A 20,685-nucleotide genomic window follows, 5' to 3' on the forward strand; every position below is an offset into this window, starting at 1 on the left:
CAGGGCTTTGAGAAATTAGGATTTTATTGTCGCGAAATGGGTGTCTAGATAGGCGTTGATCGCCTCTGATCCGCCCTCGGTGCCATAGCCGCTGTCGCGAATCCCGCCAAAAGGAAGTTCGGGCAAGGCAAGGCCCACGTGGTTCACGCTCATCATGCCGACCTGAACCTCGTCGACAAATCGGTGAATCGTGGCGTGATCGCGCGCGTAGGCATAGGATGCGAGGCCATAGTCGAGCCTGTTGGCCTCTTCGATCATGGAATCGATGTCCTGATAGCGGTTGATGATGGCCACGGGGCCAAAGGGTTCTTCGTTCATGATTCTGGCGCTGACGGGGGCATCGGTGATCACGGTGGGCGCAAAGAACCACCCGGTATTGCCGATGCGCTTGCCCCCGGTCACGATGCGCGCACCCTGGGCGGTGGCATCCTGCAGTAAGGCTTCGATCGCGGGAATGCGGCGGCTGTTGGCCAGGGGGCCGATATTGCTATCGGGGTTGAACCCATCTGCGACAGTAAGGGCGTTTGTCGCGACTACAAAACGTTCGACAAAGGATTCAAAAATTGGTTCTTCCACCAGAAATCGCGTCGGCGAGATGCAGACCTGCCCTGCATTTCGGAACTTGTGGCCGACCATTTGCCCGATAGCCTTGTCGAGGTCGGCATCCGCAGCGACCAGCACCGGTGCGTGCCCGCCCAGTTCCATCGTTGCCGGTTTCATTTGCTGCCCGGCCAGACCGGCCAGCAGTTTCCCCACTGGAGTCGAGCCGGTGAAACTGATCTTGCGGATGGCACGATGCGCGATGAGATGTTCGGAAATCTGCGCCGGAACACCGAAGACCAGACCAATCACCCCCGCAGGCACCCCCGCATCGGCAAAGGCGCGTATCAGTTCCGCGGGCGCAGCGGGCGTTTCTTCCGGCGCTTTCACGATGACAGAGCAACCCGCGGCCAAGGCAACTGCAATCTTGCGCACAGCTTGATTTATCGGGAAATTCCACGGCGTGAATGCGGCGACCGGCCCGATGGGATGTTTCACCGCAATCTGCATCACGCCGGCCTGTCGTGCGGGGATCAACTGGCCATAGGTGCGTCTGCCTTCTTCGGCGAACCAGTCAATAATATCGGCCGCCGCCCGGATTTCGATCCGCGATTCCTCTAGCGGCTTGCCTTGCTCCTGCGTCATCAGAGCTGCGATCGGCTCGACCCGTGCGCGCAGCAACTCGGCGGCTGCGCGCATCAATGCCGATCGCTCCAGTGGGGACATCTTGCGCCAGATGTCGAAACCATGCGCTGCCGCGTCTGCCGCGTGGTCAAGATCGGCAGGTGTCGCGCAGGCGACCGTGCCAATGACGGTTGCAGTTGCGGGGTTGATCACATCAATCGTGGCACCTGTTTCCCCAGCGCGCCAGGTGCCGTTGATGAACAAGAACGTATCAGGATAGTTTGGCTTCATGTCGGGCCTTTGGCTGAATCACAAGAAGGGCGGCCGGGGGCGCTATCCGGGAATGTCGGCATCTGCCAATTCGCAGGTTTCGCGCCAGAGCCTGTCGATTTCATCGTTATGCTCACCCAGCAACGGTGCGTGATGGCGCACTGATCCGGGCGTCATGGACAGCTTGATCGGCACGCCCAATGTCTGATGTTCGCCTGCCACCGGATGGGTGATGGGCACGACCATCTGCCGTTCCTTGGCAAGCGGATGCGCCAGCGCACGGTCGGTTGTCTGGATCACGCCGCATGGCACACCTTCGGCTTCCAGCGCAGCAAGCCAGTGTTCCGCCGAGTGCTTGATCAGTTCGGCCTCAAGATGGGGAACCAGCGCGCGGATATTGGCCACACGCTCGGCGTTGTTGGAAAATCGCGGGTCGTCGTTGAGATCTTCGCGTTTCAGCAACCGCAAGAGCTTCAGCCAAAAATTCTGTTGCGCGACACCGATGGTGATGTGATCGGAACCCGTGGCAAAGATCTGATAGGGTGCCACGCCGCGGTGCCGTTGTCCAAGCCGCTCGGGCGCCTGACCGGTCGCGAAAACCCCCGCAGTTTCGTAAAGCTGCAATGACAGGCCCGCTTCGAAAAGGGACGCCTCGACCCATTGTCCCTTGCCCGTTTTATGGCGTGACTCGAGAGCGGTGAGCACCCCGATTGCCAGTTGCATGCCGGCGGTGATGTCGCAGACCGGAATTGGCATGCGATGGGGGCCGGAATCTTCGGGTCCCGTCAGGGCCATCAGTCCGGTAAAACCCTGCAGCACCAGATCAAAACCACCCTTGGTGGCAAATTCTCCGTCGCGGCCATAACCTGAGATGGACGCATAGATCAGGCGGGGGTTGCGCTTGGACAGATCCGCATAACCAAGGCCCAGCCTGTCCATCGCACCGGTGCGATAGTTTTCGATCAGGACATCCGCCTGATCGACAAGTTCCAGGAAGCGCGCCTTTTGAACGGGGTCTTTCAGATTCATGGTGACCGACTTCTTGTTGCGGTTCCACAGCATGAAAGGCGCACTCTCACCATTCACGAATGGTGGTTCGGTCCGGTTTTCATCGCCGACGCCGGGGCGTTCGATCTTGATGACGTCTGCACCCTGATCCGCAAGTGTCATCGCGCAATAGGGGCCCGCGATAAAGCTTGCCAATTCCAGAACTTTCAAACCTTCAAGCGCCTGCATCTTGCAACCTCCAATCAAGCATATATTGTATACACTCGACAAGATTTAGCATGATCGATAATGTCGCACAAGAACTCAAATCGAAGGGAGAGAGGCGTGGAAACGTCGCAGGACATCGTTACCGAGGTGGATGACAAAGGAATCATGACCGTCACGCTGAACCGACCCGGCAAGAAAAACGCGATGCGTCTTGCCATGTGGCAGAGGCTGGGCGAGATTTTCCGAGAGGCGTCGGCAAAGGCCGGTATCACTGGCGTGATCCTGACGGGCGCGGGGGGGAATTTCTGTACCGGCGCCGATATTTCCGAGTTTGATGACGTTCGCGCCACCCCGGAACAGGGGATGGAATACGACCGGATCAATGATGAGACCGTGCGGGCGATCCGAGATTGCGGCAAGCCTGTCTGTGCCGCGATTTCTGGCTATTGCGTCGGCGGAGGCATGAGCCTGGCGCTTGCTTGCGACTTTCGCGTCGCATCCTCTGGGGCGCGAATTGGAATCACGGCAGGACGTTTGGGGCTTGTCTACAGCCTGATGGACTGTCAGCTCCTGATGGAGCAGGTCGGCTTGAAAAGTGCCAAGCGAATCCTGCTTGGCGCTGATATCTTCGATCTCGAACTGGCCCGGTCTCTGGGTTTGATCGACCTGCTCGCAGGCGCGGATGCGGATGCGCGTGCCAGAAAGCTCCTTCATCAGATGGCGTGCAATGCCCCGCTTTCACAGGCCGGCAACAAGGCGATCTTGAATGCCATTGCCGATGGCAGCATTGCCGAACGACGGCAAGAGCTTGAACGCATGATCAGCGCGAGTTTCGGCAGTGAAGATTATGCCGAAGGTCGCAAGGCATTCGCCGAACGCAGACCTGCGCATTTCAAGGGCAGGTAGGGCGGGGCCTCTGCCAATCCTGCATCGGGCGGATGTGCAACAATTCCGCTGGCTGGCGTTGAATCCCGTCTTTCTGAGGTGATTTTCCGGTCTGCTTGAAAAATGCACCTATTCGCACGACTGCTTCTGACTGGGCCGGCGAGCGGGCATCGGCGGATAGCCTTGGGTGATGTCCGAATGGCACGCATCGTGGCGCTTTGCCGGACCTGACGAAGATCGTGGAACAGGCATTCATGCGGCTGGTCCGGCCGCACCAACGCCAGCCATCAGACGTTGGCAACCGTCCAGGCCGGACTTTCGCAGGGATGCCCCAGCAGCGATTTCAGCTCTGCATCCAACTGCATCAGCGTGATCGAAACCCCCGCCATATCCAGCGAGGTGTAACAATGCCCCAGCAAGGTCATGTGAACCGTGACGCCGCGGGCGCGCAGCCGCTGTCGCAATCGCCGGTTCAGGATATAGAGTTCCAGCTGCGGTGTGCTGCCAAGCGAATTCACCAGCAAAGCGACCTCGGCGCCGTCGCTCGGGTTCATTTCGTTGAGGATGCGATCGACGATCAGATCGGCGGTTTCATCGGCACTTTTGACCGAGGATCGCATGATGCCGGGCTCACCATGCACGCCGACACCGATTTCCATCTCGTCCGGTCCCATGCGAAAGCTTGGCACCCCCGTATCGACCGAAACGCCGGGCTCTAATGCGACGCCCATGGTAAAGCAGCGTTCTGCCGCACGCAGGGTCAGTTCTGCGCATTGATCAAGGGGAAGCATCCGGTCACTGGCGGCCCCCGCGACCTTGAAAACGAACACATTGCCAGCAACCCCGCGGCGCGCAGAGCGCGTGTCAACCGGGGCAGAGGCGATGTCGTCGGTTGTGACCACGGTGCGAACGGCAACCCCCCGGTCCTTTGCCATCTCTGCCGCCATCTCGAAGTTCATCAGATCGCCCGAGAAATTTCCGAAGATGTGCAAGACCCCAGCGCCGCCATCCGCGGCCAGCGTGGCCGCAAGGATGGGATCCGGTGGGGGCGAGGCAAAGATATTCCCTACGGCGACTGCGTCTGCCAGACCGCGGCCGACATAGCCAAGAAAGCCCGGTTCGTGCCCCGATCCACCGCCGATCACGACGCCGACCTTGCCCTTGCGTGGTCCATGCAGGGCGCGAATGGCGCGCGGGGCACCCTCGATCGGTGCCAGAAGATTTTCATGCGCAAGCAACGCGCCGGCGATTGCCTCGTCAACCGCATCCCGTGGGCGGTTCAGAAACTTCTTCACACGGGTTCGTTCCGGCAGTGTGGCGGGGGTGGCATCGGATCTGCGGCGGGGGCGATCCTCATAGCCTTCGGATGTCAGGACGGCGCGGGCGGTATCCGCGTCGGTCACCAGCGCCGTGACATAACCGCCGCGCAGCGCCGCAAGGATCGCCTGCACCTTGTCCATGCCACCGGCAACCGCCATACGCTCGGGCACATTGCGGATCATGTCGAGGTCCATGCCGATCGTGCGTCGCTCTAACGGCCCATCGACCCGGGCACCATTTGCCGCGATCATCCGGCCCGCGATGCTGCCGACCGCCGAGTGGTAGTGGTCGCGGATCGAAATGCCATCAAAAAAGCCGCTGGTGTGGATCGTGCTTTCCGGGCGCAGCGATGAAATGCCAAGCACGATGCGATCCGCCTCGGACAGTGCTTCCATCTGCTCGGCAAGCACGGGTTCCCGCAACAGCAGGTCGCGCATCTCGGGGGCCGAGACAATGGCGGGGGCCGATAGCGGGATGCAGCGAGCGCCAAGGTTTTCTGCAAGGCGAGAGGTGCAGGCCTCGGGTGTCCAGGGAATCTTGGCTGTCGTGCCGCCTGTGGCTTGAATTACGCGCACATCCGTAAGTGCGCCGGCTTCGACGCTGTTCGCCATCGCCAACATGGTCCGCCCCCAGGTCACGGCAATGGTGTCACCAGATTTGGTCATCCGCGCCAACACCTGTGCCGCAGCCGCGCCGAGGCGATCGATCAGCGGGCGGTCATGGCCATCAGAGGGGATCACGAAACAATCGCTCAGCCCGAAATGGTCTTGCATTGCCTGGGTCAAGGTAAGTGCGCGAAACCTGTCGGGCTCGATCTCGATCGACACGATGCCGCGGGTTCTGGCGTCAGCCAGATAGGCATTGATCGATGGTCGGGAAACGCCCATGCGCTCGGCGATCTCGGCCTGTGTCAGCCCCTCTTCGTAATAAAGCCACGCCGCCCATAACAGGTTGTCTTCGCCAAAGCGTGTCGGAGGCGTGCGCTCGGGGGACGCGGGCGATTTCTGGGATGCACCACGCGTCGCCATCAGGCGATCTCCTCGTGGTGCCTGGCCCATTCGGCCAGCACGTCCATCAATGCCGCAGCGGATACCGCGCCCGGATCGAGATGTCCAATGCTTCGCGGCCCAAGCCTTGCGGCGCGACCACGTGCCGCCATCATGGCACGGGTGTCCTCTGCCCCTTTCGCGGCTGCCTGCGCCGCCTCGCGCAGCAGGACAACGGGACCGACAGACGCATTCAGGCCGCGCGCCGCCACATGCGCCGCCGGGCCCCATGCGTCCAGCATCGTCTTGTCCCCGGGTTTTCCTTGGCCGCGCCGTTCAACGCCTTCGCAAATGGCGATGACAAGTTCCGGCAGCCGTGCCAGCGGCACTGATGCAACCTCTCCGAACACTTCTCCTGCCCGTGTCAATGCGCTGGCATATAGTGGACCCGTGGTGGCGCCGACAGCATTCAGAAGTTCTTGCGCAGCAAGGTTGAATCCACCGGCCAGCCCCTGTCCGGACCCTTCGGCGCGAAGCAGCGCCTGTGCCGCGGCATCGAACCCGTTGGCCATGGCAACGCCATGGTCGGCATCACCGATTTCACCATCCAGTTCCCCAAGGAATGTGCGCTCGTCCGCCATGCGGGCCGCGAAAGCATGAAACAGCGTGGTCAGATCTGACCGGGTAAAGCAAGGCATGTCGCAGATTCCGGACCGGGATATTGCAGCGATAGAAAGGCTTGGATCGCCAAGCCTTGCACAATCGTTTGCCGGAACGCAAGCTGCGCGGCCCGCGCCGCCGGGGATGCGGACCGCCAGCCGGATCAATCGACGGACAACCGGCGCTTCACGGCCGAGGCAAGCTCGGTCAGGATCAGACAGCACGAGGTCGCACCCGCGTCCGGCACGCCGCGCGACCGTTCCCCAAGCCGGGCGGCCCGACCCAGCTTGGCCACCATGTCGACGGTGCTGTCGCGCCCGGCGGCGGCGGCGGCGGTCATGGCGTCAAGCGCGGCGGCGAAACCAGACGCCTTGTGCGCGTCAAAAGCTTCTATCGCGGGCACATAGCAATCGATCAAGGTCTTGTCCCCGACTTGTGCGGCACCGGTCGTGCGCACCCCCGCCAAACCGGCGTGCAGCATGGCGGAAAAACCCGCTGCATCAATGGCTTCGCGCTCGGTGATGGACAGGGACATGTTGTGGAACATGAACCCATAAAGCGGCCCCATGGACCCGCCGATCTCCGACATCAGAACGTCCGACAGCTGTTCCAGTGCGGGGGCGAGCGGCATGGCTTGCGCGCCGATGCGTTCCGCAGCCCGACCAAAGCCTTTGGCCATGTTGATGCCGTGGTCGCCATCCCCGATCAGGCCGTCTATTTCGGACAGATGCGCCTTGTGGTCGACGACAACCGCCGCGATTTCCTGCACGATCCCCGACGCTGCGTTCAGGGCCAATGTTGGTGTGTCTTTTGGCGCGGGCGCGCGCGGGATGCCGTTTCCGGCATTGGCGATAGTCGCCGCCCGTTTGCGGCGTGCAATCTGGCCGACGGGCGTTGTTGCCGGGCCGGTGACCACAATGCCGGGCGATGTGCATTCCACGTCTAGCAGCGTCTTCAATTCATCATCCAGCGCCAGCACCGACAGCGTTGCGCCGATCATCTCCAGAGAGGTGAAATAATTTCCAACGAAGGCTCGATGCAACTTGAGGCCGGCCGCCTCAAGGCCGATCTCGATCCGGTCATACAGCACATACAGCTCGTTCACCGGCGTCGCCCCCAGGCCAGACACCAGCACGGCAACCTCGGTGCCCTGGGGCAGGTCGTGATCCTCCAGCACGATCCTCAGCATGTCGTCGGCCACCTCGTCGGCGGTCTTCAATGCCTCGACACGGGTGCCCGGCTCACCATGATGGCCGATCCCGACTTCCATCTTGCCCGGCTCGATCTGGAAATTCGGGTGACCGACCGCCGGCAGCGTGCAGGGCCCAAGCCCGACTCCGACCGAACGGGTCGAGTCGATGGCTTTCTGTGAAACCGCGATCACCTCTTCAAGCGAGCCGCCAAGTGCGGCACGGGCGCCGCCGATCTTCCACATGAAAATCTCGCCGGCCACGCCGCGCCGCTTTTCCCGCTCGGTCGCGGCGGCGGAGCACACATCGTCGGTTGCGACAACGGTCGCGACCTTGATGCCCTCCGGTGTCACCATTTCGGATGCCATCCGGACATTCATGTTGTCGCCGGCGTAATTGCCGTAAAGCACTGCCACGCCCGCGCCGCCATCGGCAGCGCGGATCGCATCGGCAAAGCTCTTGGCGGTCGGTGATGAAAACAGCTCACCCACCGCGACCGCATCGACCATGTTGCGTCCCGTATAGCCGATGAAGGCCGGTTCGTGACCCGATCCGCCACCGGTCACAATGCCGACCTTGCCTTCCTGCGGCGCAAAGCGCGACAGGATCACGCGCGGGTTCATCGGGTCCTTCTGCACCAGGTCGCGATGTGCCTTGACGAAGCCTGAAACGGTTTCATCGACCAGATCGTCCGGGTCATTGATGAAGCGTTGCATTTCTTTGCCGGGGCCGGTTCTTTTTGCTTGGTCCTGCATCATTTCACCGTGTATCCACCGTCGACCACAAGGTCGGCCCCGTTGATCATTGCCGCTGCATCAGATGCAAGAAACATCGCTGCTGCCGCAATTTCCTGCGGCTCGGCGAAACGCCCGGCCGGGATCTGCGCCTTCATGGCCTCGCCCTTGGGGCCGTCCCATGCCTTGCGACCCAGGTCGGTCAGCACGACAGTCGGAGAGATCGTGTTCACCGTGATGCCACGGCCGCCCCACTCCAATGCCAGGGTCTTTGTCATTCCGATGACCCCGAACTTGGATGCGCAATAGGCGACGTGATCCTCGATGGCGACAGAGCCGGCCTGCGATGCGAGGTTGATGATCCGCCCGCCCCTGCCAGCGGCGATCATTTCTTTGCCGACGGCTTGCGCCATCAGGAAGCTGCCGGTCAGGTTGACATCGATCGTCCGGGTCCAGGCCGCGGCCGAAAGATCTTTGGCTGGCGCGAGGTCCACGATCCCGGCAGAGTTCACCAGGATGTCAATGCTGCCAAAGGTCTTGACCACCTCGGCCACGGCGGCGGCAATGCTTTCGCTATCGGTCACGTTGCAGGCAAAGGCCCGGGCATCGCCCCCAACTGCCCTGGCCCTTGCGCTCGCGGCATCAAGGTTCATGTCCAGAAGCGCGACCCGTGCTCCGGCGGTGGCGAACGCGTCGGCAATGGCAGCCCCGATGCCCGAGGCGGCGCCCGTGACGATGGCGGTCTTGCCAGCAAGTGAAAAATCAATGGGTGCGGCCATAAGGTATCCTTTCAGGGGGATGTTCGCAGCAACCCTGCAAGTCGAGGTCGGGGTTGCTGCGGCGGGTTTGCACGGGGTTATTGGCGATCGGCCAGCAATGCGTCGACATTCTCGGCGGTCACCGGGGTCCATGGCACGTTGTAGGCGGTCGCGCTGCCGTCTTCCCAGCCCATGTCCGGATATTGTTTCCAGATTTCCGACATCGGTTCGTAGTCCGGCTTCACTGCCTTGATCGCCACATCGATGGCACCCTGTGCCTGCGCCGCGCCGTCCTGCAGGATCGAGGCCATGCTGCCATCCTTGACCGCCATCAATGCGTCGGTGACGCCATCGACACCAGCGATTGCAAAGTCGTCGACATTCAAGCCGGCGGCACGGATCGCCTCGATCGCGCCAAGTGCCATCTCGTCATTTTGCGCGATCACGCCCTTGATTTCCGCGCCATGCGAGGTGAGCCAGTTTTCCATCAGACTCTGGGCTTCGGCGCGCGACCAGTTGGCGGTTTGCTGTTCGAGAACCTCGACGCCCTCGCATTCCGCAAGCGCCTGGTTGTTGCCTTCGCCCCGCTGAATCTGGGCCGACTGGCCGATGGGACCTTCGATGATCACGACCGCACCCTCGCAGTTCATCGCATCAAGGACTGTCTTTGCTTCCATGTAACCGGCCTGCACGTCGTCCGATCCGACATAAGCTGTCAGCAGGTCGCTGTTGACCATGGTGTTCGAACCGACGACGGGAATGTTTTCATCGGCGGCAAGTTGCACGGCGGTCGCGCCCGCCTCGATGTCGATTGGCACAAAAACAATGGCATCATAACCTTGGGTGATCATCGTCTCGAACTGATCTTGTTGAACCAGCGCGTCATAGCGCCCGTCAAACACCGTCAGGTCGACAAGGCCAGAGGTCACGGCCGGATGGTTTTCGGCGGCATTGGCCCAAAGCTGCATGAACTCGGCATTCAGGCCATAGACGGCGGCGCCGATCTTGATCTGCCCGTCCTGGGCGCTTGCGGCAGATGCAAGCGACAGGCTCAGTGCCAGGGCACTTGCGGTGAAGGTGATGGTCTTTGACGTCATTGTGGTTTCCTCCCTTTAGACGATCCTTGGTGAAACGCGGGCAGGCGGGGGCCGTGCGAAGGCCCGGTTACCGCATGCCCGGAAAATCTGGCTGGCTCAGACCTCGGCCTTGCGGGATCGGTCAAGCATCACTGCCGCGACGATCAGCGCCCCCTTGATGACTTGCTGGTAGTAGGATTCAACGCCAAGCAGATCGAGCCCGTTGTTCAGGACGCCGATCAACAGGGCACCGATGACCGTTCCCGAGACCCGGCCGACGCCGCCTGCAAGGCTGGTGCCGCCGATGACAACCGCTGCGATGGCGTCAAGCTCGTAGGCCACGCCGGCCTGCGGCAGTGCCGATCCGGTGCGGGCCGCAAGGATCATCCCTGCGATGCCGGCCAATGCCCCCGAAATGACATAGACTGCAAAGCGAATGCGGTTGACCGAAATGCCGGACACTTTCGTCGCGTGGGGGTTGCCGCCGACCGCATAGACATGGCGTCCGAACCGGGTGCGGGTCAACACGAAATGCGAGACTGCGAAGACAAGCCCGAACAGGATGATGGGCAGCGGGATGCCCGCGATATCACCGGTGCCGATCCAGCGAAAGCCATCGGACAGCGCGGGAATGGGTCTGCCGTCGGTGTAAATCAACGTCATGCCGCGCGCCGCCGACAGCATCCCAAGTGTCGCGACGAAAGCCGGCACGGCAAAGCGTGCCACGGCCGCCCCCGAAACGGCACCGGCAGCCATGCCGGTCAACACACCGATCACCAGCGGCACGACCGCGATGTAGGGCGCGCCGGGGATGAAGCCCGCGGAAGAGGTGGTTGCGAAACTGGCCGCCACCACCCCTGACAATGCCACGACCGAACCGACCGACAGGTCGATGCCGCGTGTCAGGATGACGAAGGTCATGCCGATGGCAAGGATGCCATTGATCGAGGTTTGACGCAGAACGTTTATGATGTTGCGCGAGCTGAGAAAGTTATCGCTCACGATCGCAAGCACCAGGCAAAGCACCACCAGCGCGATCAGGATGCCGTATCGTTGGGCGATCGGTCCCGCTCTTGCCGTCAATGTTGGCTTTTGCTGGGTGCCGGCCCCCGCGGGCGTACCGGCCTTCATCTGTTGTTCCACGTCAATCCTCCCTTGGGATTTACGCCCCCTCCGGCGGGCCAGGGGTGCGGTATCTGGATCAGGCCGCAAGATGCAGCAAGCTTTCGGCTGACAGTTCGGCCTTGTTCAATTCACCTGCGACGCGACCGTCGCGCATGACGACGGCGCGATCCGCCATGCCCAAGACCTCGTCGGTTTCCGACGACACCATGATGATCGACCCGCCCTTTGCGGCGAATTCCGACATCACCCGATAGATCTCGCGCTTGGCACCGACATCGACACCGCGCGTGGGCTCATCAAGCAGCAGGATATCTGGCTGGGTCAGGAACCATTTGCCCAGAACAACCTTCTGCTGATTGCCCCCGGACAGGTTCGACACCCCAAGCCGATCCGTTGCGGTCTTGATGTTCAGTGTCGAAATCATGTCTTGGGCGGCTTTGGCCTCGGCCCGGCGGTTCATCACGAAGGCGGGCGACATTTGTTCAAGGGTCGCAAGGCACAGGTTGTCGCGGACATCGCTCGACAGAACCAGTCCCGATCCCTTGCGGTCCTCGGTCACATAGGCAAGTCCGGCGTTGATCGCGTCTTTCGGTGTCGAGATTTGGGCCGGTTTACCCGCCAGCAGGATCTGGCCCTGCGTCTCTTTCGACAGCCCAAAAAGACGGTCGAAAATCTCGGATCGGCCGGACCCCAGCAGGCCGTAAAGCGCCAGGATCTCTCCTCGTTTGACCGAAAAGTTCACATCGATCACGCCACGATCCGCCGATAGGTTCCGGACGGTAAGCACCTCGTCCCGGTCGGGGATGTTGTCCTTGACGAATTCCTCGGCCAGCGGGCGCCCGACAATAAGGTTGATCAGTCTGGTCTTGTCTATATCGGCAAGGTTGCCGTTCTCCACGAAGGCGCCATCGCGAAAGACGGTATAGCTGTCGCAGATCGAAAATATCTCGGACAACCGGTGGCTGACATAGATCACGCCTTTGCCGCGCGCCTTGAGGGTGCGGACGGCCTCGAAAAGTTGGTCTGCTTCAGCCTCGCCCAAAGCCGATGTAGGCTCGTCCATGATGATGATTTCGGCGTCATAGCTCAGCGCCTTGGCGATCTCGACCAGTTGGGTCTGCGCGACCGTCAGGTCCATCATGATGGAATCCGCACGAATGCCAAAGCGGAATCGGTCCAGCAGATCCTGCGCATCGGCGTTCATCTTGCGGAAATCCACCCGCCCCAGAAAACCGACCGGTTCACGCCCGAGATAAATGTTCTCGGCGACCGACATTGCGGGAACCGGGCTCAGTTCCTGCTCGATGATGGATATGCCATTGGCCAGCGCCTCGGATGGATCTTGAAAGGCGACATCCACGCCATTGCGCTGCAGGGTTCCGGCGTCGCGATGGTGAATGCCCATGAGGATCTTGAGGAATGTCGATTTCCCGGCCCCGTTGCCGCCACACAGGGCATGAACCGAGCCGGCTTGCAGCGTGAAGCGACCATCCTTCAAGGCGGGCACGCCGTTGAAGGCTTTCTTGAAGCCTTCGGCAGTCAATAGCGGCTGCTTCATTGCGAATCTCCCCCCCCTTCAGTCCGGCTTTGCCAAGGCGTGATAAACATTAGTCAGGTGCCGACTGACAAACGTAACTACACAGGAGGCTGACTTTTGTCAAAGAAAATACTTCAAAGTTCAACTTCGACGCATCGATCAATCCGCAACGGAAGAAACGGGGGGTGATGTCGATGAAACCCGTGCCCGAAACCCGGCTTGGTGCTCTTGGTTATGGTCGGTTTTGCATCGAGCTTTTTTCATTGATATCGCGGTTGCGATACGGCCAGCCATTTCAGCCTGGACAGGATGAATTCCCTTGTGATCTCTGCGCAGTCTTTTGCCCGCCGATCCGCGTCGGGGTGACCCGCAGGGGCGGGCGTGGGATCGCGCCATTTGACGTGGCGGATCGGCCATGCGTTGTGAATGCAGAGGTTCCAGGGGCGAGCTTTCTTGCCCTGGAACGTGCTTGACCAGAAATGTGTGATGTCAGGGGAAATCCCGCCGCGCCGTCGGCACAACGGCTTGGCCGGACGCCTGTTGATCAGCTCAGCGCGATGTCATGCATATGCGGTATGGCGAAACGAAGGGACGGCATCGCGCCCGGTTGGAAACAGCGGGTCCGTGGGGGCGGAATATGCGCGGGTTGTCAGCAGATCGCGTCTTGCGGTGATATCCGCTGTCGGGATGAATGGTTTGAATCGCCGGGCCGAAGGCCAAGCAACCCGTCATTCAAGGGAATGGCGCCAGTCGGCGAGGGCCGCTGGCGCCGTCCCGGGGTTAGTGGCGTTTCAGCATTGTCCCAACATCCAACGCCGCGAGGTGGGGGGCGCCGCTTTCTTGCAGAGATTGCAGCCGCAGCTGGGCAGATGGCGCCGTTTCATCACTTTTGGTGCCGCCGAGGTCGCGTCGGCGCGGGTCTCGGCGCGCCGCAGGGCGCTGGACAGGCGACTGACCTGGGGAATGGATGGCAGCACGGCGCTGATCTTGCCGCAATCCGGGCAAGGCAGGCCATCGCGACTGGTTTCATAGCTGGCCCAGTCGCTGAAAATGCCGTGGTCATGACAGGCAAAATCATAGATTGGCATGGGTATTCCTTTCTACATCATTCCATCCAGCAACAGGATCCCGGGAACCCAACCGGTGAAGATGCCGGCAAAGACCGTGGCCCAGGCCGTCTGCTTCAGGATTGGCCGCCCAAGGGCCAGCAGCAGGAAATACATGAACCACAGCACCGCCCAGATCAGCCAGTTGGTTGCCAGCCAGATCTCGCCGCCGCTGGAGGCCGCGGCATAGGCCCGCAGGATCACCGGAACCAAGGTCAGCGCCACGAAGAAACTGAACCAGCCAAGGCCCCGGCCATCGACCTGGGTCAGCCGGTTATAGGCGACCCATAGATAGGTGGTTGCAAACAACAGGGTCAGCGCGGCTGCGCGGATGCTGCCGGCATCGGCCCCCGGCCCGAAGGCCGACTGCACTGCAACCGCGGTCGCCACCAGCCCCGAGACGATATTGATGACCACGATCTCGCGGTCCTCGATCTTGCCCATCAGCCATAGGCCGTTCAGAAACAGGACCGCGCCGACCCAAAGCAGCAGAAATCCAAGTATCATCGAATTGCTCCTGTAATCCGCCCCCGGAACCGGTCCGAGGGCGGCGCTGAAGGGGTCAGGTGGATGTCGCCCATGCGACCTCGGGGACCGAGCGTTTCGGCCCGTCGCCATTTGGCCTGATGTCGAAATCGAAGATCCCGGTCGGAATGGCCACGGTGGCGCAGACATTGGGAATGTCGACGATACCCGCGATGCGTCCCTCGACCGGTGCGGTGCCCAGGATCATATAGGCCTGTTCGCCGGAATAGCCGAACTTCTTCAGATACTCGATCGCATTCAGGCAGGCGCGGCGATAGGCGACATGGGCGTCCAGATAGTACTGCTCGCCCGTATGCTCATCGACCGAAATGCCTTCGAAGATCAGGTAGTCGTCGAAATGGGGGTCGATGGGCGAGGGACGGAAGATCGGGTTCACGACACCGTATTTGTCCATGCCGCCCTTGATGATCTCGACCTTGATCTCGATCCAGCCTGCCATCTCGATGGCGCCGCAGAAGGTGATTTCGCCGTCGCCCTGGCTGAAATGAATGTCACCCATCGAAAGGCCGCCCCCGTCGACATAGACAGGGAAGTAGACTTTCGAACCGCGCGACAGGTTCTTGATGTCGCAGTTGCCGCCATGTTCGCGCGGCGGCACGGTGCGCCAGGCCTCTTTCGCGGCGGATTCCCTGGCGTTCCCTGTCAGCGCGCCCATCAGCGCCGTTCCGGCATGGGGCGGATTGGCAAGGGGTGGCACGCGGTTTGGATCGGTGGCGATCAGTTCCGCCTCGCGACGGTTGGCTTCGGCCAAAAGCTTGTGATCGGGCAGACAACCGATCAGGCCGGGATGGATCAGGCCGGGATAGCGCACCCCCGGAATATGGCGCGAAGTGGTATAAATGCCTTCGAAATCCCAGATGGACTTGGTGGCCTTTGGGTAATGTTCGGTCAGGAATCCACCGCCATTCTCCTTGGCAAACAATCCGTTAAAGCCCCAGCGCGATTCCGGTAGCGCCCCGATGTCGAGAATGTCGACCACCAGCAGATCGCCCGGTTCGGCCCCATGAAAGCCGAACGGACCCGACAGGTAATGCACCCGCGTCAGATCGGCGTCGCGAATGTCGTTGGCACTGTCATTGTTGCCGACCTGTCCGCCGGTCCAGTCATAGCATTCGATCCGCAGGACTTCACCGGGCTTGAACATGTCCACCATGGGAATGTCGGGGTGCCAGCGGTTATGCCCTTTCTGGGCGTTGTCCTCGGGTGCCTTGCCGAGATCGATCTCGAAAACGGTTTTGGACATTGTTTCCTCCCTATCTTGCATGGGAACCGACATGCGGCCCTGACCGATCATGGTGAGGTGGCTTTGTAACCCGCGTTCCACGTGCAAGCCGGCGTTTTGTAAATTTATGTAACCAGTTTGTAAGCAGGCTGTAATCATCCGCACTTTTCCGGGGGTTGCGGCGCAACGGCAATTCACAGGACCGGAAATCGTCTTTAGGGTGGCAGGGTCGCGTTGCCCTTTGTGCAATGTCGATCCCTGGGGAGGGGCCATGACCATTCGGACCGAAGCGTCGCGGACGCCGTTGCCTGCGGGCGACGCGACCGATGCACCATCATTGGCGATGCCGGGCGCGGCGACGCCCCTTCCGGGTTTCGAGCCCGTGCGCCGCAGCTATCAATCCTGGGTCGCCGATGAGACGGTCGAGGATTACGCGCTGCGTTACGCCCCGGTAAATCACCGTCGCTGGAGCCCGTTCGTCATTGCCAACACCGCTTTGGGCGGGATCTCGTTCCTTGCGCTCGAGGCGATCGGTGCGGCGCTGACCCTGTCCTGGGGCGTGCTGGCGACGATGATCGCGGTGTTGCTGGCGTCGATCTTCATCTTCATCACCAGCCTGCCCATCGCCTATCACGCGGCGCGCAGCAATGTGGACATGGATTTGCTGACCCGCGGGGCTGGGTTTGGCTATATCGGGTCGTCGATCACGTCGCTGGTCTATACCTCTTACACGATCATCTTCTTTGCGTTGGAAGGCGTCATCATCGCGCAGGCGCTGCTGGTCAGCATCAACCTGCCGTTGCATTACGGCTATCTGGTTTCGACCCTGTTCATCCTGCCATTTGCGGTGCGCGGTATGACGGCGATTTCGCGGTTTCAGATGGTGACGCAAATTCCGTGGATCGTTCTGGGATTGCTGCCCTTCGTCGTCATCGCACTGTCCGATCCGCAGGCCGTGGTTCGCTGGCAGGCGTCAAGCGGGCCGGAACTGGGCTGGCTGTCGCTTGGCGCGGCGATCAGCGTGCTATGCGCGCTGTCCCTGCAGATCGGGGAACAGGTCGACTATCTGCGCTTTCTGCCGCCACGTGAAAGCATGACGGGCCTGCGCTGGTGGGGGGCGATGATCCTTGCCGGGCCGGGCTGGATCCTGATTGGTGGTGCCAAGGTCTTGATGGGCAGCTTTCTGGTCACCCTGGCCATCAACGACGGCATGAGCCCCGAATTCGCGGTCGAGCCGATCGGCATGTTCTGGCAGGCGTTCCAACATGCGTTCGGCCCCGGTCTCGCGTTGGCGTTGGCGACGATCTATATCCTTCTGGCACAGGTGAAGATCAATGTGACCAACGCCTATGCAGGTTCACTTGCCCAGTCGAACCTGTTCCTGCGACTGACGCGCTATCATCCCGGAAGGTTGGTCTGGCTGCTGTTTCATGTCACGATCAGTTGCGCGTTGATGCTGCTGGGGGTGTTTTCGACGCTAGAGGCCGTGTTGGCGATCTATTCCAACCTTGCGCTGGCCTGGCTTGGGGCGCTTTTTGCCGATCTGGCGATCCTGAAGCCCCTCGGCCGAAGTCCGCGTCATATCGAGTTCAAGCGCGCCTATCTGCCGGCCTTCAATCCGGTGGGCTGTGGGGGCATGGCGCTGGGGGGACTGGTCGGGGTGTCGCTGTATCTGGGCATCGCGGGGCCGTTCCTGCAGGCGTGGTCGCCGCCCATCGCTTTCCTGATCGCCATGCTAAGCGCCGTGGTGATCGGCAGCCTGCGCGGGCCTGCCGGATATTTCGCACGCACGCCATATGATTTCGGGCACGCGGCTGATTGTCTCTGCGCGATATGCACGCACGGGTATGAAAACCGCGACATGGTCTATTGCACCTTCTACGAACGCCCGATCTGTTCGCTATGTTGCAGCCTGGAACCACATTGCCGTGACTATTGCAAACGACCTCCTCCGGTGGCTATGCAGCCAAGCGGCTTGGAAAGTTTGCGCCTGCACCGGGTCTCGCCTCAGATCTGGCAGCGGATCTGGCAGATTGCCGCCGTGTTCGTCGCGCTTCTGGTCGGACTTGGCTGTCTGTACTTGATTGCGCGCTATCTTGCGTCGGGGTTGCATGATCCGGCATTGGTGCGGCATTTCTTTTTGGGTTCGGCGCCGCTGCTGGCGCTGATCGCGATCTGGATCGTGATGGCAAATGAACGCAGGCGGCTGACCGAAGATGACCTGCTGCGCGCGCTGACCCGGCTGAGCATCACCCAGCGCGAGCTTGCGTTGAACCAGCGCCTCGCCGCTGTCGGCGAGGTCGCGGCCACGATCAGCCACGAACTGCGCAACCCGTTGGGCACCATCACCAGCTCGGTCGAGGTTCTCTCTCGCGACCCCGGTCTCGGCCCCGATTCCGAAGAGGATGTCGCCCGCATCCGTCGCAATATCCGCCGGTGCAGCCGGATTATCGACATCCTGCTGGATTTCGCGCGACAGGGCGAGAACGAGATTGTCTCGGTCGATCTGCGGGAATGGCTGTTGGCCAGCCTGTCGGACCATTCGGCACGCCATCATGTGCGGTTGGATGTGCCCATGGGAATGCGTCTGGCCTGCGATCCGTCACGTTTACAGTTCGCGATCCTCAACCTGATCGACAACGCTGCCCACGCCGCCGAATCCGCCAGACGCAGCCCAAGTATCGCCCTGAGCGTCATCCGCCGCCCCGATGTGACCGTGATCGAGGTTGCCGATAACGGTGCGGGTATGCCGCCCGATCTGCGTGCCCGTGCGTTTGACCCGTTGTTCACGACCAAGGGGGCAGGTGTCGGGCTGGGGCTTCCGCTGGTTCGGCGCGTGGCCCAGATGCATGGCGGCGAGGCATGGGTCGAACGTAGTGGCCCCGACGGCACCGCCATGCGCCTGTCGATTCCGGATGCGCCATGACACAGCCCCGCCTGTTGATTGTCGATGACGAAGCCGATTTTGCCGTCTCGACCGCCCGCGCCCTTGCCCTCGAAGGGGTCCAGACGGTGCTGGCTCATGACGGGGCCGGTGCGGTTGCGGCCGTCGAGGCGGGCGATTGCCAAATGGCGCTGCTGGATATCCGGATCCGCAACGAGGACGGGACCGAACTGGCCGCAAGGCTGAAAACGATCCGCCCAGACCTGATCGTGATCATCATGACCGCCTATGCGTCGGTCGACAGCGCGATTTCGGCGATGCAGGCAGGGGCGCATGATTATCTGCGCAAACCCTTCTTTCTGGATGAATTGATGCGCGCCCTTGGACGTGGCGGTGAAATCCTTGAACTTCGCCATGAAAAAGAGGCTGCCGAGCGTGAACTGGCCATGCTGCGCCAGCTAGAGGCCACCTCGCAACTGGCGGCCGGTCTGTCGCATGATTTCCTGAATATGCTGGCCGTGGTGCAGGGCAACCTGTCCGTTCTGAGCGATCGATTGGGCGACGCCCCCGCTTTGCTGCCCTATGCCCGCGACGCGAACAAGGCCGCCGCATCGGCAGCCAGTGTCGTGGCGCGGTTGGGTGGCTTTCTGCGTGACCGCAAGACCGACACCCAGCCGATTGATCTGCGCGATCCGGTTCGCGCGGCGGTCGAGATGGTCCGCGGCACGATATGTGCCGGGATGACGCTGAGACTGAGCCTGCCGGCGGAACCGTTATTGGTGCTGGCCGATGCCAGCCTTGTCGAGACCGCGATAGTCAATTTGCTGATCAATGCCCGTGATGCGACGCAGGGGCATGGCGGTGCAGTGATCTTTCTGTCCCGGATCGTGCAGGGCGGATCCTATGCCCGGCTGTCTGTGCAGGATGACGGGCCGGGTCTGGATGACGATGCGCAAGGTCGGGCGCTGACGCCGTTCTTTACCACCAAGACGCATGGAACCGGGCTGGGCCTGCCGATGATTCAGCAATTCGCGCTGAATAATGGTGGACGGTTTCACTTGGCGAATTCGTCCGAAGGCGGCGCCATCGCGACATTGGATTTGCCAGCGCTTCCGGTCCATTCTGTCGGGGCGAACATATAGCCTGCGCCGCGGATCGTGCGGATAATGCGATGTTGTGGGCCGGTGTCACCGATCTTGCGGCGGATCTTTCCGATCATCACGTCAATCGAACGGTCATAGGGTGACCAGTCGCGATTGGCCGCGAAATCAAGAAGCTGATCGCGGCTCAGTACACGGCTGGGGCGCTGTGCAAGAATGCTGAACAGGTTGAATTCCTGCGCCGTCAATGGCCGGATCCGACCATTCGCATCGCGCAGCAACCGGGCATCCAGATCCATCGACCACTCCCCGAAGCGCAGTATGCGGGCGTGTTCGGGCCGGGCCGGCGTGGTGGCCTGAACGCGGCGAAGAATGGCGCGGATGCGGGCCAGCAATTCTCTTGGTTCAAAGGGTTTGACCATGAAGTCATCCGCTCCGATTTCCAGCCCGACGATACGGTCAATCGCTTCGCGCCGGGCAGACAGGAACAGGATGCCGGGGCCGTGTTCGCCCTTGACCTCGCGCGCCAGGGCATATCCGTCATCGCGACCCGGCAGGCCAATATCCAACACCACCATATCAAAACTGGCCCGGCGCAGAGCCTCGCGCATGGCAGGGCCGCTGGGGGCAACCTCGGCGTCGAAACCCTCTTCGGTGAAGTAGCGGATCAGGAAGGCGCCCAATGAGGGGTCGTCTTCGACGAACAGGACGCGCTGACGCGAATACGCCGGATCGGTATCAGTGATATTGGACATGTTCCCCCCCCTCCCTGATCTTACTGCAAGGATCGCCACTGCCAAGGGCTGTGGATGTTGGGCCGGCCCAGCACGCGGCAAAGTGATGCCGGCCCGGCAGCCCGGCCGGTGGCACGGACATAAAGGCGGCTAGGCAGAAGAATGTTTTTGAA

The 20,685-nt window shown here is 61.5% G+C and carries 16 protein-coding genes; 3 read left to right on the plus strand and 13 right to left on the minus strand.

Annotation, left to right across the window (positions count from 1 at the left end):
• Positions 1–15: 15 nt before the first annotated feature.
• Positions 16–1,455, minus strand: coding sequence for an NAD-dependent succinate-semialdehyde dehydrogenase (locus PAF17_RS12960; RefSeq protein ID WP_271889529.1), 1,440 nt, complete (start codon positions 1,453–1,455; stop codon positions 16–18).
• Positions 1,456–1,497: 42 nt separating this feature from the next.
• Positions 1,498–2,670: a CaiB/BaiF CoA transferase family protein gene (locus PAF17_RS12965; protein WP_271889530.1), complete on the minus strand. Its 1,173-nt coding sequence runs from the start codon at positions 2,668–2,670 to the stop codon at positions 1,498–1,500.
• A 96-nt stretch (positions 2,671–2,766) separates the two neighbouring features.
• On the opposite strand from PAF17_RS12965, the gene PAF17_RS12970 reads away from it, so the two are divergent.
• The gene (locus PAF17_RS12970) at positions 2,767–3,555 is read left to right on the plus strand and encodes an enoyl-CoA hydratase/isomerase family protein (protein WP_271889531.1); all 789 of its coding nucleotides are present in this window, start codon (positions 2,767–2,769) and stop codon (positions 3,553–3,555) included.
• A gap of 266 nt (positions 3,556–3,821) precedes the next feature.
• Here the strand turns inward: PAF17_RS12970 and PAF17_RS12975 are convergent, their stop codons facing one another.
• From PAF17_RS12975 to fmdA, 10 genes are all read right to left on the minus strand, one after another.
• Complete coding sequence (locus tag PAF17_RS12975; RefSeq protein ID WP_271889532.1) at positions 3,822–5,882, minus strand: bifunctional sugar-binding transcriptional regulator/dihydroxyacetone kinase subunit DhaK; 2,061 nt, start codon at positions 5,880–5,882, stop codon at positions 3,822–3,824.
• Positions 5,882–6,538, minus strand: coding sequence for a dihydroxyacetone kinase subunit DhaL (gene dhaL / locus PAF17_RS12980; protein ID WP_271889533.1), 657 nt, complete (start codon positions 6,536–6,538; stop codon positions 5,882–5,884). Before dhaL (PAF17_RS12980) ends, PAF17_RS12975 begins: the two co-directional genes overlap by 1 nt.
• Positions 6,539–6,663: 125 nt before the next feature.
• On the minus strand, positions 6,664–8,406 hold the full coding sequence (gene dhaL / locus PAF17_RS12985; RefSeq protein WP_271889534.1) for a dihydroxyacetone kinase subunit DhaL: 1,743 nt from the start codon (positions 8,404–8,406) through the stop codon (positions 6,664–6,666).
• Between the two features lie 38 nt (positions 8,407–8,444).
• On the minus strand, positions 8,445–9,203 hold the full coding sequence (locus tag PAF17_RS12990) for a GolD/DthD family dehydrogenase (RefSeq protein WP_271889535.1): 759 nt from the start codon (positions 9,201–9,203) through the stop codon (positions 8,445–8,447).
• Positions 9,204–9,280: 77 nt separating this feature from the next.
• Positions 9,281–10,279 (minus strand): substrate-binding domain-containing protein, encoded by a 999-nt coding sequence (locus tag PAF17_RS12995; RefSeq protein ID WP_271889536.1) that lies wholly within the window; start codon positions 10,277–10,279, stop codon positions 9,281–9,283.
• 96 nt (positions 10,280–10,375) lie between these two features.
• Positions 10,376–11,401: an ABC transporter permease gene (locus tag PAF17_RS13000; protein WP_271889537.1), complete on the minus strand. Its 1,026-nt coding sequence runs from the start codon at positions 11,399–11,401 to the stop codon at positions 10,376–10,378.
• Between the two features lie 58 nt (positions 11,402–11,459).
• Positions 11,460–12,941, minus strand: a complete 1,482-nt coding sequence (locus tag PAF17_RS13005; RefSeq protein ID WP_271889538.1) for a sugar ABC transporter ATP-binding protein — start codon at positions 12,939–12,941, stop codon at positions 11,460–11,462.
• 770 nt (positions 12,942–13,711) lie between these two features.
• On the minus strand, positions 13,712–14,008 hold the full coding sequence (locus PAF17_RS13010) for an FmdB family zinc ribbon protein (protein WP_271889539.1): 297 nt from the start codon (positions 14,006–14,008) through the stop codon (positions 13,712–13,714).
• Between the two features lie 12 nt (positions 14,009–14,020).
• Positions 14,021–14,533: an AmiS/UreI family transporter gene (locus PAF17_RS13015; protein ID WP_271889540.1), complete on the minus strand. Its 513-nt coding sequence runs from the start codon at positions 14,531–14,533 to the stop codon at positions 14,021–14,023.
• Between the two features lie 55 nt (positions 14,534–14,588).
• Complete coding sequence (fmdA, locus tag PAF17_RS13020) at positions 14,589–15,815, minus strand: formamidase (RefSeq protein ID WP_271889541.1); 1,227 nt, start codon at positions 15,813–15,815, stop codon at positions 14,589–14,591.
• Between the two features lie 250 nt (positions 15,816–16,065).
• On the opposite strand from fmdA, the gene PAF17_RS13025 reads away from it, so the two are divergent.
• Both PAF17_RS13025 and PAF17_RS13030 read left to right on the plus strand, forming a co-directional pair.
• On the plus strand, positions 16,066–18,720 hold the full coding sequence (locus tag PAF17_RS13025; RefSeq protein ID WP_271889542.1) for an ATP-binding protein: 2,655 nt from the start codon (positions 16,066–16,068) through the stop codon (positions 18,718–18,720).
• Entirely contained in the window at positions 18,717–19,820 is a 1,104-nt protein-coding gene (locus PAF17_RS13030) for a sensor histidine kinase (protein ID WP_271889543.1), read from the plus strand. Before PAF17_RS13025 ends, PAF17_RS13030 begins: the two co-directional genes overlap by 4 nt.
• Here PAF17_RS13030 and PAF17_RS13035 read toward each other — a convergent pair.
• Positions 19,733–20,533, minus strand: a complete 801-nt coding sequence (locus PAF17_RS13035; RefSeq protein ID WP_271889544.1) for a response regulator — start codon at positions 20,531–20,533, stop codon at positions 19,733–19,735. The genes PAF17_RS13030 and PAF17_RS13035 overlap by 88 nt on opposite strands.
• Positions 20,534–20,685: the final 152 nt, after the last annotated feature.

Source organism: Paracoccus onchidii (assembly GCF_028294535.1).
Classification (GTDB): Bacteria; Pseudomonadota; Alphaproteobacteria; order Rhodobacterales; family Rhodobacteraceae; genus Paracoccus; species Paracoccus onchidii.

Coding starts and splice junctions, on each gene's coding strand:
- PAF17_RS12995 (WP_271889536.1), bottom strand. CDS start 10,279: ATGACGTCAAAGACCATCACCTTCACCGCAAGTGCCCTGGCACTGAGC.
- PAF17_RS12975 (WP_271889532.1), bottom strand. CDS start 5,882: ATGGCGACGCGTGGTGCATCCCAGAAATCGCCCGCGTCCCCCGAGCGC.
- PAF17_RS13005 (WP_271889538.1), bottom strand. CDS start 12,941: ATGAAGCAGCCGCTATTGACTGCCGAAGGCTTCAAGAAAGCCTTCAAC.
- PAF17_RS13015 (WP_271889540.1), bottom strand. CDS start 14,533: ATGATACTTGGATTTCTGCTGCTTTGGGTCGGCGCGGTCCTGTTTCTG.
- PAF17_RS12965 (WP_271889530.1), bottom strand. CDS start 2,670: ATGCAGGCGCTTGAAGGTTTGAAAGTTCTGGAATTGGCAAGCTTTATC.
- PAF17_RS13030 (WP_271889543.1), top strand. CDS start 18,717: ATGACACAGCCCCGCCTGTTGATTGTCGATGACGAAGCCGATTTTGCC.
- PAF17_RS13025 (WP_271889542.1), top strand. CDS start 16,066: ATGACCATTCGGACCGAAGCGTCGCGGACGCCGTTGCCTGCGGGCGAC.
- PAF17_RS12960 (WP_271889529.1), bottom strand. CDS start 1,455: ATGAAGCCAAACTATCCTGATACGTTCTTGTTCATCAACGGCACCTGG.
- fmdA (WP_271889541.1), bottom strand. CDS start 15,815: ATGTCCAAAACCGTTTTCGAGATCGATCTCGGCAAGGCACCCGAGGAC.
- PAF17_RS12990 (WP_271889535.1), bottom strand. CDS start 9,203: ATGGCCGCACCCATTGATTTTTCACTTGCTGGCAAGACCGCCATCGTC.
- PAF17_RS13035 (WP_271889544.1), bottom strand. CDS start 20,533: ATGTCCAATATCACTGATACCGATCCGGCGTATTCGCGTCAGCGCGTC.
- dhaL (WP_271889534.1), bottom strand. CDS start 8,406: ATGCAACGCTTCATCAATGACCCGGACGATCTGGTCGATGAAACCGTT.
- dhaL (WP_271889533.1), bottom strand. CDS start 6,538: ATGCCTTGCTTTACCCGGTCAGATCTGACCACGCTGTTTCATGCTTTC.
- PAF17_RS13010 (WP_271889539.1), bottom strand. CDS start 14,008: ATGCCAATCTATGATTTTGCCTGTCATGACCACGGCATTTTCAGCGAC.